The sequence below is a fragment of the Bradyrhizobium sp. CCBAU 51765 genome (assembly GCF_015291725.1).
GTDB lineage: Bacteria > Pseudomonadota > Alphaproteobacteria > Rhizobiales > Xanthobacteraceae > Bradyrhizobium > Bradyrhizobium liaoningense.
Genome location: NZ_CP030038.1, coordinates 1,498,022 through 1,511,763, shown reverse-complemented (window position 1 = coordinate 1,511,763; position 13,742 = coordinate 1,498,022). Strand labels below are relative to the sequence as shown.

The 13,742-nt window shown below is 64.0% G+C and carries 7 protein-coding genes and 1 riboswitch; of the genes, 5 read left to right on the top strand and 2 right to left on the bottom strand.

All coding sequences use genetic code 11. The features are described 5' to 3' along the window. Positions 1-709 precede the first annotated feature (709 nt). Positions 710-905: riboswitch (cobalamin riboswitch) on the top strand. Between the two features lie 106 nt (positions 906-1,011). From XH96_RS07095 to XH96_RS07075, 5 genes are all read left to right on the top strand, one after another. Beyond that, complete coding sequence (locus XH96_RS07095; protein ID WP_194391718.1) at positions 1,012-3,285, top strand: TonB-dependent siderophore receptor; 2,274 nt, start codon at positions 1,012-1,014, stop codon at positions 3,283-3,285. 2 nt (positions 3,286-3,287) lie between these two features. Beyond that, positions 3,288-4,733 (top strand): PepSY domain-containing protein, encoded by a 1,446-nt coding sequence (locus XH96_RS07090; RefSeq protein ID WP_194391716.1) that lies wholly within the window; start codon positions 3,288-3,290, stop codon positions 4,731-4,733. A gap of 194 nt (positions 4,734-4,927) precedes the next feature. Then, positions 4,928-5,953 (top strand): alpha/beta hydrolase, encoded by a 1,026-nt coding sequence (locus XH96_RS07085; RefSeq protein ID WP_194391714.1) that lies wholly within the window; start codon positions 4,928-4,930, stop codon positions 5,951-5,953. Positions 5,954-6,845: 892 nt separating this feature from the next. After that, positions 6,846-7,565, top strand: coding sequence for a response regulator (locus XH96_RS07080; protein WP_194391712.1), 720 nt, complete (start codon positions 6,846-6,848; stop codon positions 7,563-7,565). Further along, the gene (locus XH96_RS07075; protein WP_194391710.1) at positions 7,562-9,070 is read left to right on the top strand and encodes a cell wall metabolism sensor histidine kinase WalK; all 1,509 of its coding nucleotides are present in this window, start codon (positions 7,562-7,564) and stop codon (positions 9,068-9,070) included. Before XH96_RS07080 ends, XH96_RS07075 begins: the two co-directional genes overlap by 4 nt. A gap of 22 nt (positions 9,071-9,092) precedes the next feature. Here XH96_RS07075 and XH96_RS07070 read toward each other — a convergent pair whose 3' ends face one another. Next, on the bottom strand, positions 9,093-9,386 hold the full coding sequence (locus XH96_RS07070) for a hypothetical protein (RefSeq protein WP_194391708.1): 294 nt from the start codon (positions 9,384-9,386) through the stop codon (positions 9,093-9,095). Then, on the bottom strand, positions 9,383-13,426 hold the full coding sequence (locus XH96_RS39715; RefSeq protein WP_305853292.1) for an autotransporter domain-containing protein: 4,044 nt from the start codon (positions 13,424-13,426) through the stop codon (positions 9,383-9,385). The genes XH96_RS07070 and XH96_RS39715 overlap by 4 nt, the downstream gene beginning before the upstream one ends. Positions 13,427-13,742: the final 316 nt, after the last annotated feature.

The following is a 13,742-nucleotide window of genomic DNA, read 5'->3' as shown; positions in this document are numbered from 1 at the left end:
TACGCTCGCATCCTCGCGGCAGGAATTTGCCCGAGTTGTGCTTCCACTTCTCGCCCCTCCAAAGAAAGGGCGCAGGGAAGACCGGGCGCCAGCCGGCACCCATACGACCCCTGCGCTGAACGAATGCACACGCAATGCACAGGGGGGACACAGGGCAGCCGAAACCCGGCCTTCCCTGCGCGGTGGTCTGACGGCCTATGCCGCGCTCTCCCCGGAGCCGAATTCCTTCTGGCCTCCGTCACCTCAGCGAAATTTACGCTACCCGCGCCGGTTGACGCGAGTGACGCCTCGCCAAGGCTTGACCGTAGCAACGACGGCCAGGACCACACGGTTTCGCCGTACGCAGGCGATCCTGCGTCGCCAAGAGGCTTCGCAAGACATTGAGCGCCGTCCGTCTTCGCAGGAAGCGCCATGCTCACGAGGTTCATCTCGCCCTGCACGCGCAAGCCCGCCTTTAACGCCGCCCGCGTCCACCGCAACCCAGCCCGCGTTCGTGACGACGTACGACCGCCCCTTTCGTGGGCTGGGATGGGCGAGACATACGACAAATCCGAATTTCGGTAAAGTGGAATATTTTCGCGGTGAGGGATTGACAGAGACCCGGCGTGTTTTGCCCGACGACCATCGAGCGATCCGCACGTCGGCCAGTCACGGTGCAACGCGCTGACCTGCATCGCGAGACAGCCAGTTGACAGCGCTTTCCAAATAAAACTAGGGTGACTGCGACGGTTCTCCTTCGGGAGATCAATAGGGAATACGGTGCGGGGATCCCCCAATGCCGTGGCTGCCCCCGCAACTGTAAGCGGTGAGCCTTCGCCAAACGCCACTGAGCCTGCGGGCTTGGGAAGGCGGCGACAGGCAACGACCCGCGAGCCAGGAGACCTGCCGTCAGTCGTGGTCACACGCGAGCACATTGGGCGGGGTGTCCTGGTGGGTGTTGAGCTGCCTTCCTCTTGAGGCAGCGGCCAAGCTGCGTTCGCGGTGACGTGCCACGTTATCGCGAGTCCATTGATGACCTCCCGTACAATCTTCGCGCCACGGCATCGCCGCGCGTTGCTCCGTTCAGTTGTATTCTCCTGTCTCGTGTTGTCGACGGATGGCTGGGCACAGTCCGAAAGGCCGGCCCAGACGCTCGATCCCGTGGTGGTGCAGCCGCCAGCGATGCCACCGAATGCCCGCAGCACCCGACGTAGCGATGCCACGCGCCTCGCGCGCTCGCGCCAGCAGCGAGGCGTAGCTGCCGACACGCGTGCTCCGGCTGCCAACCCGACGGGTCCCGCGTTCGCCGCACCGACGCTCAACCTCACCGGCGCTAGCACGGCCGGTAGCCGACTCGGCTTGACGCGACTGCAGACGCCCGCCAGCGTGGAGGTGATCTCGGCCGAAACCATTTCTGAACGCGGCCAGCAGAACATCCTCGACGCAGTGACGCAGAACGCCACCGGCTTCACGGCGAGCCCGGCACCGGGCAATGGCGGAGTCTCGTTCAATACCCGCGGCTTCACGGGCCTTGGATCCGTCATGACGCTGTATGACGGTACCCAGCTCTATATCGGCGCCGGGACGGTGACCTTTCCGTTCGACACGTGGTCAGCCGAGCGCATCGAGGTGCTGCACGGCCCTGCGTCGGTGATGTATGGCGCGGGTGCGGTCGGCGGCGCCATCAACATCGTTTCGAAACTGCCGTTGTGGATCCCTCGCAACCAGGTCGAGGTCTCGCTGGACACCAACATGGAGCGGCGAATTGCGGTAGACAGCGGCGGTCCCATCAGCAAGGACGTCGCCTACCGCATCACCGCCACCGGCAACATGTCGGACGGATGGGTTGATCGTGACAACACCTCGAACGTCGCGCTTCATGCCGTGATCCAGGTCAGGCAGAACGAAGACGTCACCTGGACGCTGTCCACCGATTACGGCGATCGCAACCCGTCGCGCTACTTCGGCACGCCGCTGATCAACGGCAGGCTCGAAGAGTCGCTACGCTTCAAGAACTACAATGTCAGCGACAGCCACATCCGCTACCAGGACAGCTGGAACCAGGTGAAGACCGACTGGCAGGTCGCCGATGGAATTTCGATCCACAACACGCTCTACTACCTGAATTCCAAGCGTCACTGGAAGAACGTCGAGAGCTACGCCTATGACCCCGCCACCGGACTGATCAACCGCAGCGACTACATCGAGATTTTTCACGATCAGCAGCAGGTCGGCAATCGCATGGATGCGAAATTTCGAGGACATGTCTTCGGCATGGCCAACGAGTTCCTGGCTGGCTTTGACGTCAACAGCATCAATTTCACCCATACCAACAATTCGCCCTATGGCGGCTCGTCATCCGTCAACCCGTACGACTTCGTTCCAGGTGTCTTCAACAGCCCGAACCCTACGACTTCCGGTTACGGCAGCGTGACCAACCAGTACGCTCTGTTTGCCGAGAACAGGCTGTCGGTCACCGACCAACTATCCCTGATTGCGGGCATCCGTCAGGATGAGCCGACAGTCACGCGCACCGACTATCGGGTACCCGCCAACAGCTTCGAAAAATCGTTCTCCTCGACGACCTGGCGCGCGGGTGCGGTCTATACGCCCGTCAAGGATCTCGCATTCTATGGCCAATATTCCACCGCGGTCGATCCGGTCGGAGGGATCATCTCACTCTCGTCCGCCAACAAGAATTTCGACCTCGCCACCGGCAAGCAGATCGAGATCGGCGTGAAGCAATCGTTCTGGGGCGGCCGTGGTGAATGGACCTTGGCCGGCTATGAGATCGTGAAGAACAACCTCCTGGCCCGCGATCCCAACATTCCTTCGCTGACAGTCCAGGTCGGCCAGCAATCATCGCGCGGCGTCGAAGCATCGGTCGGATTCCTGCTCGACTACGGCTGGCGGATCGATGCCAACACCGCTTTCCTGCGCGCGAAGTATGACGACTTCGTGCAGTCGGTTGGCGGCGTAGCCGTGAACTATGCCGGCAACGTACCGGTCAACGTACCGCAGACCGTCTCCAACATCTGGGCGACCTGGGCCTTTGCACCGAACTGGTCGGCCAACGCGGGCGTACAGATCGTCGGCAAGACCTATGCGGACAATGCCAACACGGTGACACGCCCGGCCTACAATGTCGTCAATGCAGGTGTGCAGTGGAAGCCTGATCTCAACACCACCGTGTCATTCCGCATCTACAATCTCTTCGATGAGGTGTACACGACCTCGGGGGGCACCACCCAGTGGCTGCTCGGCATGCCCCGCACGGCGCAGCTCGCTGTCAACGTGAAGTTCTGAGCGTGGCACGCCGCCTGAGACGCACATTCCGGCGGTGGCTTTACATTGGCCACCGCTGGGTCGGCATCGTAACCTGCCTGTTTTTCGCCATGTGGTTCATTTCTGGCGTGGTGATGATGTACGTCGCTTTTCCCGGCCTGTCCGAGAAGGAGAGGCTGGCGGCGCTCCCTGACATTCAGTGGGCGAAAGTGGCGGTGTCGCCGGACGATGCGATGAAGGCGGCAGGCGCCACGCACTATCCCCGCGATCTCCGGCTGTCCATGCTGGCGGACGAACCGGTGTATCGGATCACCGGCTGGGACGGCAAGCGGCAGGCGATCTCTGCAGCCGACGGCCGCGTCATCACGGGCGTGACCGATCAGCAGGCGCTTGCGGTCGCGCAGCATCATCCCGCGAGCAGATCGCCGCGTCTCGAAGAGATTGTTGACCGCGACCAATGGAGCGTAACGGCCCGTTACGATCCACTGCGCCCGCTCTACCTGATTGCGCTCGGCGACGATGCCGGTACCGAGCTCTATGTTTCCTCGCGCTCGGGCGAGATTGCGCTCGACACCAATCACAGCGAACGCGTCTGGAACTGGCTCGGCTCGATCCCCCACTGGATCTACCCGACCGTATTGCGCAAGGACGGGCCGTTGTGGCGGCTCGTCGTGCTTTGGATCTCCGGTATTTCTCTGATCATCGGCGTCACCGGCATCTGGATCGGCATCCTTCGCGTGCGGCTGAAGCGGCGCTATGCGAGCGGCAGGATCACGCCCTATCGTGGCTGGATGGCGTGGCACCACGTCACCGGCCTGGTCGCAGGCATCTTCGTGCTGACCTGGACGTTCTCCGGCTGGCTTTCGCTCAACCCCGGCGAATATTTCGCAGGCCGCAACACGACGGGCGAGGTGCTGCAGCGCTATGCCGGCCACGACGCGCCGACGATTGCTACGAAGCTCCCCACGCCGCAATCCACCGCCGTCGAAGCGCGATTTGTCTGGCTTGATGGCTGCCCGATGATTGTCGCCGCATCGCGGGATGGCACGCAGAGACCGCTGGATGTGACGTCGGGCCAGACTACGGCAATCCCGCAGGATCGCCTTTGGACTGCCGCAGCGAAACTGCTGCCACAAGCCCGCGTGGCGGAGCGGATGGTCCTCGAAGCATACGACTCCTACTGGTATGCGCATCATCACGACCGCGAGTTGCCGGTGCTGCGCGCCATGTTTGATGATGACGCGAAAACATGGTTTCACATCAGCCCTGTCACGGGCGACATCATTGGCCGCGTGGACAGCAGCCGTCGCACATATCGCTGGCTGTTCAACGCGCTGCACAGTTTCGATTTCCGCTTGCTGCTGATGCATCGTCCGATCTGGGACATCGTGGTCTGGCTGTTGTCGATCCTTGGCACCATCGTCTCGGTGAGCGGCGTCGTCGTAGGCTGGCGTTATCTGCGCCGCTGAAGCAAACCCACTTCGAATGAGCATGAGAGCGACGCGGTCAGATTGACCGGTCGCCGCAGGTTCCGGACGGCGAACGCTGGCGCCGTGACCATGCGACAGACCGCGAAGCGCGCTCTGCCGTCTTCTCGCCCCCATTGTCATTCAGGGAGTTGGGCGGGGCGGCTTACGGTGGGCAAAGTTCCCAAAGGTTCCGTGTGATCGTCCGACGTCTTCTGCAACGCGACTCCCGTCATGCCGTTTCGCGCCGCGCCCTCCTCGGCGGACTGGTGTCGGCCGGGAGTGCCCTTGCGCTCGGTGGATGCGCCGGCCTGGGCGCGACCGGTGCGCGCTTTGACGCATCGTCCCTCTCCGCCGATCCAACCTTGCTTGTCGCCACCACGCGCAAGCCCGCGAACGGCGGTCGTACGAAACCCTGGTTCGGGCCGGAGCGCGCGACGAGCATGACGGTCGCGCGGGCCAGGCTGGTCGCCCCGGACGAGAGCCGTCTTTCTCTCGCCTCCGTCGGACTCGGGGATTGGCGTCTTGATCGGATCGAACCGGTGTCGGCCGACGCTGGCGATCTCGCCGCGCAGGCCGGCGGAGGAGACGTGCTGATCTATGTGCACGGCTTCAAGCAGACATTCGAAACCGCGGTGCTGGATGCCGCCCATCTCTCCGATGGGATCAAGTTCCGCGGCCGGACCATGGCGTTTTCCTGGCCCTCCAGGGCAGGATTGTTCGACTATGCCTATGACCGCGACAGCGCGATGTGGTCTCGCGACGATTTCGAACGCGTGCTCTCGGCGCTCGTGTCGGCCCCCGGCAGCGGTCGCGTGCACATCGTTGCGCACAGCATGGGAACCATGCTGACGCTCGAAAGCCTGCGTCAGCTCTATGGGCGCTACGGCGATACGGTCACGAGCAAGATCGGCGCGGTGGTGTTTGCCGCGCCCGACATCGACATGGACGTGTTCTCGTCGGCGGTCCAGCGCATCGGCCCGCTGGCCGGCAAGATCACCGTGATTGCCGCGACGAACGATCGCGCGCTGGCGCTGTCGGGACAGATCGCAGGTGGAATGACCAGGGTCGGCGCCGCCGAGAAAGCCACCATCGCGCGGCTCGGCGTGCGCGTGGTCGATGCCTCGCAGGAAGGCTGGGGCATCATCAACCACGACCTGTTCCTGTCGAATGCGGAAGTGCAGCGGGTGATCCGCCGCTCGATCGACGGCACGACGGCGTGAGCAGCGCACGATACTGATCTTCCGCCATCACGACGTTCGTGTCGTTCGGTCCCCGGACGTACGATATTGTGTGCACAGATCTTTTCGGACCGAGAGAACGACTTCCCTGGGCTCTCCGCCTACGAACCTGAGATACGGCTCGGGCGTCAAACGGTCGCTATCCGCGACGAGACGCGAAATGGCCATGCGGCTCGCACCCTGCGTCAAATCAACGAGCGCAGCCGAAGACGACGTATTTCGCAGGACGAGAACGAGCAGGCAGGTGATCCGAAATGCGGCCCTGCGAAGAAGCCATCCCCTCGTGGCGTCGCCATCATCGTTCCCGACCGTTGAGCCTTTCGGGATTGCCGGAACTGCTCCGTGAGAAACCGCGTCCATCGCGCACATGCAGCGCTCCTGCTCGGTTGAACATGTGCACGATGGAATCGGGTTGTCGCAGAACTTTGCCGACGGCTACCGGGAATTGTCGCGATCTGTCTCAGGCATGCTGCATTGCATAGTTCGCGACAACCTGGCCCTCTCTACTGCCGGCTCACCTCGTCTGCCCTTCATCGATCACGTTGCTTTCGGTGCAGCTTTTCGAGATCGCATCAAGACCTGATGGACATGCGAGCTTGCGACAATTTGCGACAGAAACGGGCTGCCGGGACAAAGTTTTGCGACAGCTTGTGGCCAAGATGTTTCGGCCAACGCCTGGAAATCGTTGCAGATGAGGGCAGTTCCCCGGAACAGGCCGGCCCCTCGCGATCGCGATTTGACGCCACGTTCCTTTCAAGGATGCCGTCCCGCAAGGATGTGATTTCAGCCGATCGTACCCGGCCGGTACATTCTTTTGCGCTCTCCCGATGGGCGGACTACTGGAATTCATTGTGATGCGGAACGGAGCAATCGGATGGACTCGACACCGCACATTGCCGTCGTGGACGACCATCGTGACATCCGCGATCTGGTCGGCAAATACTTGATGCAGCATGGCTACCGGATCAGCCTCGCGGAGAGCGCTATCGCGCTGCGCCGCTTGCTCGAACGAAGTGCTCCGGACCTGATCGTTCTCGACATCATGATGCCGGGCGAGGACGGATTGTCCCTCTGCCGCCATCTGCGCAGCACCACCGAGCTTCCCGTGATCCTGTTGACCGCCATGGCGGAGGAGACCGACCGCATCGTCGGCCTGGAAGTGGGCGCCGACGACTATCTGTCCAAGCCATTCAATCCCCGCGAGCTGCTCGCCCGCATCAAGGCGGTGCTTCGGCGAGTGCAAAGCCTGCCGCCGCAAAGAGGCCGGCTGGCGAGCAAGATCGTACGCTTCGACCGATGGACCTTTGACGTCAACCGGCGCGAATTGCTGGGAAACGACGGCGTTGCCGTGCCGCTCAGCACGGCCGAGTTTCGTCTCCTGTGCGCATTTCTCGATCATCCGGGCCTGGTGCTCAGCCGCAACCAGCTCCTCGACCTGACAGTCGGCCGAGATGCTGATCCGTTCGACCGGAGCATCGACAATCAGGTCAGCCGCTTGCGGAAGAAGATCGAGGCCGACCCGAAAGTACCAGCCTTGATCAAGACTCACTGGGGTGGCGGATACAGCCTCGTCGCGGAGATCGGGCAACCATGACGAGCTTGTGGACGCGCAGCCTTGCGGCCCGTTTCATCTGCTTCACGCTGCTGTCCCTCGTGCTGTCGCAGGCAATCGTTTTCTTCATTTCCTGGGACGAGCACGGGCAGTCGATCCGGAAGGCCGCCAAGGGCGAGATACTCAGCAGGTGTGCCTCGCTGGCCCGGGTCCTGGAAGCGACGCCTCAATCGCTGCAGACCGACATCCTCAATGCCAGCAACACGAGCTCGGCGAGATACTGGATATCGACCAACGGCCTGAAGGATGCTTCGGAGTGGCGAGAGGAGGCATGGGAGCGCCTGGCGGAGCCATTGCCGCGCGTCTCCTTTCCCGGTCACAACGTGCCCGCCGAGGTGAGACCGGACTTCACCCGAAACACAGCCAAGAGCAGCGGCGCCACTTCCTCCCAGTGGGTCGACCTGAGACCGGAAGCCTGGCCGCTCTCGCGGCCGGCGAAATTCCTTTATCTCGACGACACCACCGGCATGGGGCTGGCCGTTCAGTTGGCGAATGGGACATGGCTGAACACTGCCTTTGCCAAACCCGCACAAGACGGCTTCTGGACCTCCAAATCCACCCTGGCACTCGGCCTTTCAGCGTTGTCGTTGTCCATTATCGCCGTGTTTGCCGCACGCGGCATTGCGCAACCCTTGCGCCGCCTCGCCGTCGCGGCCGAGGCGCTCGGCCGTGGCCAGGAGGTCGTGCCGCTGCCGGAAACCGGCCCCGACGACATCCGACGCACCGCCGAGGCATTCAACCGCATGCAGGCGCGCCTGCATCGTTTCGTCGACGACCGCACCAAAATGCTGGCCGCCATCGGTCATGACCTGCGCACACCTCTGACCTCGCTCCGTTTGCGTGCGGAATTCGTCCGCGACGAGGAGGTCCGCGAGAAGATGCTGTCCACCATTGCCGAAATACAGACGATGACAGAGGCGACCCTCGCATTCGCCCGCGAAGATGCGACCGCCGAGAATACGCGCACCCTGGATCTCTCGGCTCTCGTGGAAAGTCTCTGCGACGATCTCGCCGAACTCGGTCATGAGGTGTCTTTCTCGAACGGACAGAAGATCAGCTACAGCTGCCGGCCAGACGCACTTCGCCGCGCGTGCCGTAACCTGATTGAGAACGCCATCCGTTATGGCGATCGGGCGCGCGTTACCATGGAGCGAGGCGCAGACAATATCGAAATCACCGTCTCGGATGATGGACCCGGGATTCCCGACAGCGCCCGCGAGCAGGTTTTTGCGCCATTCTTTCGGATTGAGAACTCGCGAAATCGCGAAACAGGAGGCGTGGGCCTCGGTCTTTCCATTGCCCGGACCATTGTCCGCCACCACGGCGGAGACATCGTCCTGACCAACGGGCCGAAGGGACTGCACGCGGTCATCAGCCTGCCGGCGCAGGAGGGCGCGCCGCCTCTCGTCAACCGCCCGGCCACGGCCGCAGCAGCAAAGGACGTCATCAACGATCTCGAACCGGCATCGCGCGGCATTTCTGTTTGAAACCCGGCCGTGGCGGGCTCGATCACTGCCAGGTCACGCTCTGCACTGAGGGCGAGATGGAATTCAGCTCGGGCCGCCCAAGCTCGCCCTTCGACCAGGCGACCTCTGCCTGATCGATATGGCACAACCGAACCGGATCACGCTGACCGAAGGCGCCGCCCGCCGGTGCCAGGTGCGGACGCTGATCCTGCCGCGCGCGCTTCTCGCGCCGCAACTGGCCTTTCCCGATGCCGCGACGTCCCAAGCCTGGCAGCGCGACGGCGGCGCTCCGCCCGATGCATTTGCTCGTTGTCCACTCATTGTTTGCGAGCGTCACCACGCATACCGAACGGCACCCTTGCCGGCGTAGCTGCGGGTGACGTTGGAGAACTCACCCTCGAAGGTGGCTACCAGCGAAACGCCGTTGAGCCATTTCACCTCGGCGGATGCGGTGGTGAGCGCCGCGTCGTGCGCCTGCGCCGCACCGCTAACCACGAACGAGCCGCCCGGCAGCGCCTGGAAGGTCGCCGCGATCGAGCGCTCCGGATTGAAGTCGTGCGCCCACGCCGCGCGTCCCCGCAGCGTCAGAACCGCATCATCAAGCGCGAACGACCTATCGGCGCGCAAGCCGAGCTCCGACCGCGAGGCCGTGACACGCTTGGCGCCGTAGCTCAATGCAAAGGTATTGGCGCCCGACAGCGCCTGCTCGGCGTAGGCCGGCAGATCGAAGGTGACGAACTGGCTGGCCGCATAGGGCGTCAGGCCCATCCACGGCATCGCGACGCGATAGCCGCCCTCGACGCGGCCCGAATACGCATTGGCGTTGAAGCGCGCCTGCAACTGATCGATCCCGGCGATGGTGACGGTGCGGCTCGTGGTGACATCCTGCCAGCCATAGGCCAGCGCTGCCGAGAGATAGGCCGCACCCATGGTGTGCCGCACGAACGCGCCGGCCTGGAACAGATCGGACCGCCCGGTGCCGCCATTGGCGACGCTGAAATTGGTGCCGCCGCCGGCGAGTGCGAAGCCCGCAACGGTGTTCGGCGAGAACCGGTAGTCGGCACCGACGGCCGTGCCGAACAAGCGGCTGGTCGCGGTGTTCGATCCCGTCGTGGCGTTGCCGTCGGTGGTCTGCGTACCGCCATAGCCCGCGGCCCACACGCTCCAGCCTTGCGTGAGGGGACCTGCCGTCACCGGAGCCTTGGGAGAGATCGCAGCATAGGCGTCCCGCTCGGAGGTGGAGCTTTTGCCGCCGGTGGCCGCGGCCGCATCGGCGAACTGCGCAGCGCCGGTCGACGCCGACATGCCGTCGCTCCGACCGGGCACGAACGGATCGGTCATCGCGCCCATGAATTGAGACATCGCGTTGAAGGTCGTCTGCTGCGATCCGCTGGCGGCCTCGCCGGAGAGCTGGGCGAGCGCGCCGGCGAGCGGAGCGCCGGACAGCCCAAACACCGTGACAAAACCGGGGGGCAGCGTGCCTCCACCATTGAAGAAATCGTTGATGGCATTGGCGACGTTCGACGGATTGGTCGCAAGCTCCTGCCGTGCGCCCAGCGCCGCCTTGAGGCTCAGCAACACATCGGTCGTGCCATAGCTCAGGCTGGCCGTGAAATTGACTGGGAGACCGCTTGTCGTAAACAGATCGAAGGTGGTGCCGCCGAGCCCACCGGCCGCGGACAGGATCGTATAGTTGCGCGCCATATAGCTGCCGGGGACGAATACCGCGTTCACCGTGCCGGCGAGCGTGGCCGTTCCGGTGATATTGGTGCGGTCCGCGGCGTTCGGCGAAACCTCGACAGCATAGCTCGCGCCCGTGTCGAAGGTCAGGCTGCCGCTCACCGAAATCGTGCCGATGGAATTGCCGGGCGCCAGCGTGCCGCCACCGGCGATGACTGTCGACGACAAGGTGCCGGTGCCGCCGACAGTCCCTCCTGAATTGACGGTCAGCAGGCTGGACGACGCGATCGAGCCATTCACCGCGAGCGTGCCGCCATTGACCGTCGTCGCGCCGGCATAGGTATTGATGCCGGAGAGGATGGTCGTTCCGGTCCCGATCTGCCGGAACGCACCGCTGCCGGAAATCACGCCGGGAAGCGTCAAAATATCGGAGCGATCGATCGCGAACACGCCGTTGTCGACGACATCGCCGACGAGCGATCCCGTCGTCCCGCCATTGCCGAGCCGCAACGTGCCGTTCGCAATGATGGTGCCGCCGCTATAGGTGTTGGTGCCGGTCAGGACAGTCGTGCCGCTCCCATCCTGCCGAAATATGCCGCTGCCGGAAATCGCGCCAGCGAGCGTCAGGCTATCGGAGCGACGAATCGCGAACACGCCGTTATCGACGATATCGCCGACGAGCGATCCCGTCGCGCCGCCATTGCCGAGCTGCAACGTGCCGCTCGAGATGATGGTACCGCCGCTATAGGTGTTGGTGCCGGTCAGAACGGTGGCGCCGATCCCATCCTGCCGCAATGTGCCGCTGCCGGAAATCGCGCCGGCGAACGTCAGGGTATCGGAGCGATCAATCGCGAGCACGCCGTTGTCAACGACATTGCCGACCAGCGATCCCGTCGTCCCGCCATTGCCGAGCTGCAACGTGCCGCTCGATATGAGGGTGCCGCCCGTATAGGTGTTGGCGCCTGAGAGCGTGAGCACGCCGGTGCCGTCATAGGTCAGGCCGCCGGCACCGATCGCGATCGTGTTGCTGACGAGAGTCGCGCCGGCGCCGCCGAACGTCAGGGTTTGGCCGGCGCCGGTGATCGCCCCGGTCAGCGACAACCGTCCGGCATCGGAATCGATGCGCACGTCGGATCCCAGCGCAATGGCGCCGGCGAAACTGTTGTTGCCGGACATGTTGCGCAGCGCTCCGCCGTTCGCGACGCCGGCGCCTTTGAGCGTCAAAGGCGAATTGCCGATCGACAGGCCGCCCTGGAGCTCGAGCGAAGCACCGCTCTCCACGACAGTGCCGCTGAGACCGCCGAGAAGGTTGGCTCCGTTTGAATTGCCAACCAACAGGGCCCCACCATCGATGGCAAGGGAGCCGCCAGAATTCAAAGTCAGGCTGCTTGGCGCGAACAGCACGGTGCCGGTCGCCGTCGCCGAGCCGAAGGTAAGCGTCGTTCCCGTGCCGCCACCGTAGGCGAAGCTACCGCCGAGTGTCAGCGTGTTGCCCGCGGCGGCACCGATCGTGGCTGAATTACCAACTGCGATATTGATGCCGTTGCCGAACGTGCCGCTGAATTGTGCCGCCAGCGTCGAACCGGAGGTCCCGCCGGTAAACTCTATCGTGCCAGTGCCCAGCCCGCTGGCATTGTTGATGACCGTCGTTCCGCTGACCAGATTCGTGGTGCCGGTGAAACCACTGTTCGAACCGTTCAGCGTCAGCGTCCGTGCGCCGGCGTCGATCGAGAGGACTCCGGAGCCGACAAGGGCCGTGGTGTAGGGAATACCGAAGGTTGCGTCGACGCCGGCGCTTCTCTGGTCGATGGTCAGGCTGGCGCCCGCTTCGATATTGACATTGCCGTTGATGAAGGAGCCGGACAGCAGTTGCAGAACGTTTGAGCCGCTGAGAAAGTCGATCGCCGCGCGATTGCCGCCATTGCCGGCGGCGATCGTTCCCGCATTCAGGATCGTGAGATTGCTTCCGACGACGGCAGCCCCCGCCAGGGAAGGATCAAAGCCGCTGGTATCGCCGGCGCTGCCGCCGTAAATGACGCCGAAATTGTTGAGAACACCGCCGGCGGTGAAAATGGCGCCGACACCGCCGTCACCGGCGTAACCAACCCGCGCCCCATCGGCGGGCCCGCCGGCACCACCGGAACCTCCGGAGATCGTCCCGTAATTGGCGAGCGTGAGAAACGTGGTTTCGACAACGCCATAGCCGCCGCTTCCGCCGCCTCCGCCACCGCCACCGCCAAGCCCGGAGGACGTTGCGACCCCGGCCTGCCCCTGGCCGCCCGCGCCGCCACTGATCGTTGATCCCGATGACACGGACGTAATGTTGGTGGCACCATTCGCGCCACCGATGCCTCCGGCGCCGCCGGATGCCGAACCGCTGCCGTCGAGTCCACCAGCCCCACCCGCGCCGCCGCCGGCGGCACCACCGCCACCGCCGCCGCCGCCGAAATCACCGGTGCCATCCTGACCGGCATTGCCCGTTTCGCCGCTATATCCGGTGGCGCCTGGTCCGCCGTCGCCGCCGGTCCCGGTCCCGAGGAAGCTTCCGCTTCCTTCGGCGCCGGCGCCGCCCGCCGCAAGCGCCGGACTGGATGGCCCGAGCGCAAGGACAAAAACCACCGAGGACAACGCGGTGCCGCTCAACAAGCCGATGCCCAGTTTCGAACCTCGCCTGACGCGCGCGCGCAACTTTGCCATGAATCCCAACGCCCCCGCGCCCTGCGCGCTTCGTGCGATCGAGCACTAGCAGGCCGGCCGACCGGGCAATGTGCCGAGCGTCTCAGGTGCAGATTCCGAAGAGTACTGATGCACGCACGACACATGACTCCAGATCCCGGACCAACGTCCGACCTCACGTCGGCCGCCAACGTCGTCGCGAGGGAAAGTTCGGCAGCGACTCCAGCTTTGTCCGTGCGTTCCGCCAGCAGTTCGGCCTAACCCCGGGCGCGATCAGAAGATTGGAAGGATTGGATCCCGCGAAACCGGAGCGAAGCCGGCACTCGACAATCTGCTC

Coding starts and splice junctions, on each gene's coding strand:
- XH96_RS07095 (WP_194391718.1), top strand. CDS start 1,012: ATGACCTCCCGTACAATCTTCGCGCCACGGCATCGCCGCGCGTTGCTC.
- XH96_RS07080 (WP_194391712.1), top strand. CDS start 6,846: ATGGACTCGACACCGCACATTGCCGTCGTGGACGACCATCGTGACATC.
- XH96_RS07075 (WP_194391710.1), top strand. CDS start 7,562: ATGACGAGCTTGTGGACGCGCAGCCTTGCGGCCCGTTTCATCTGCTTC.
- XH96_RS39715 (WP_305853292.1), bottom strand. CDS start 13,426: ATGGCAAAGTTGCGCGCGCGCGTCAGGCGAGGTTCGAAACTGGGCATC.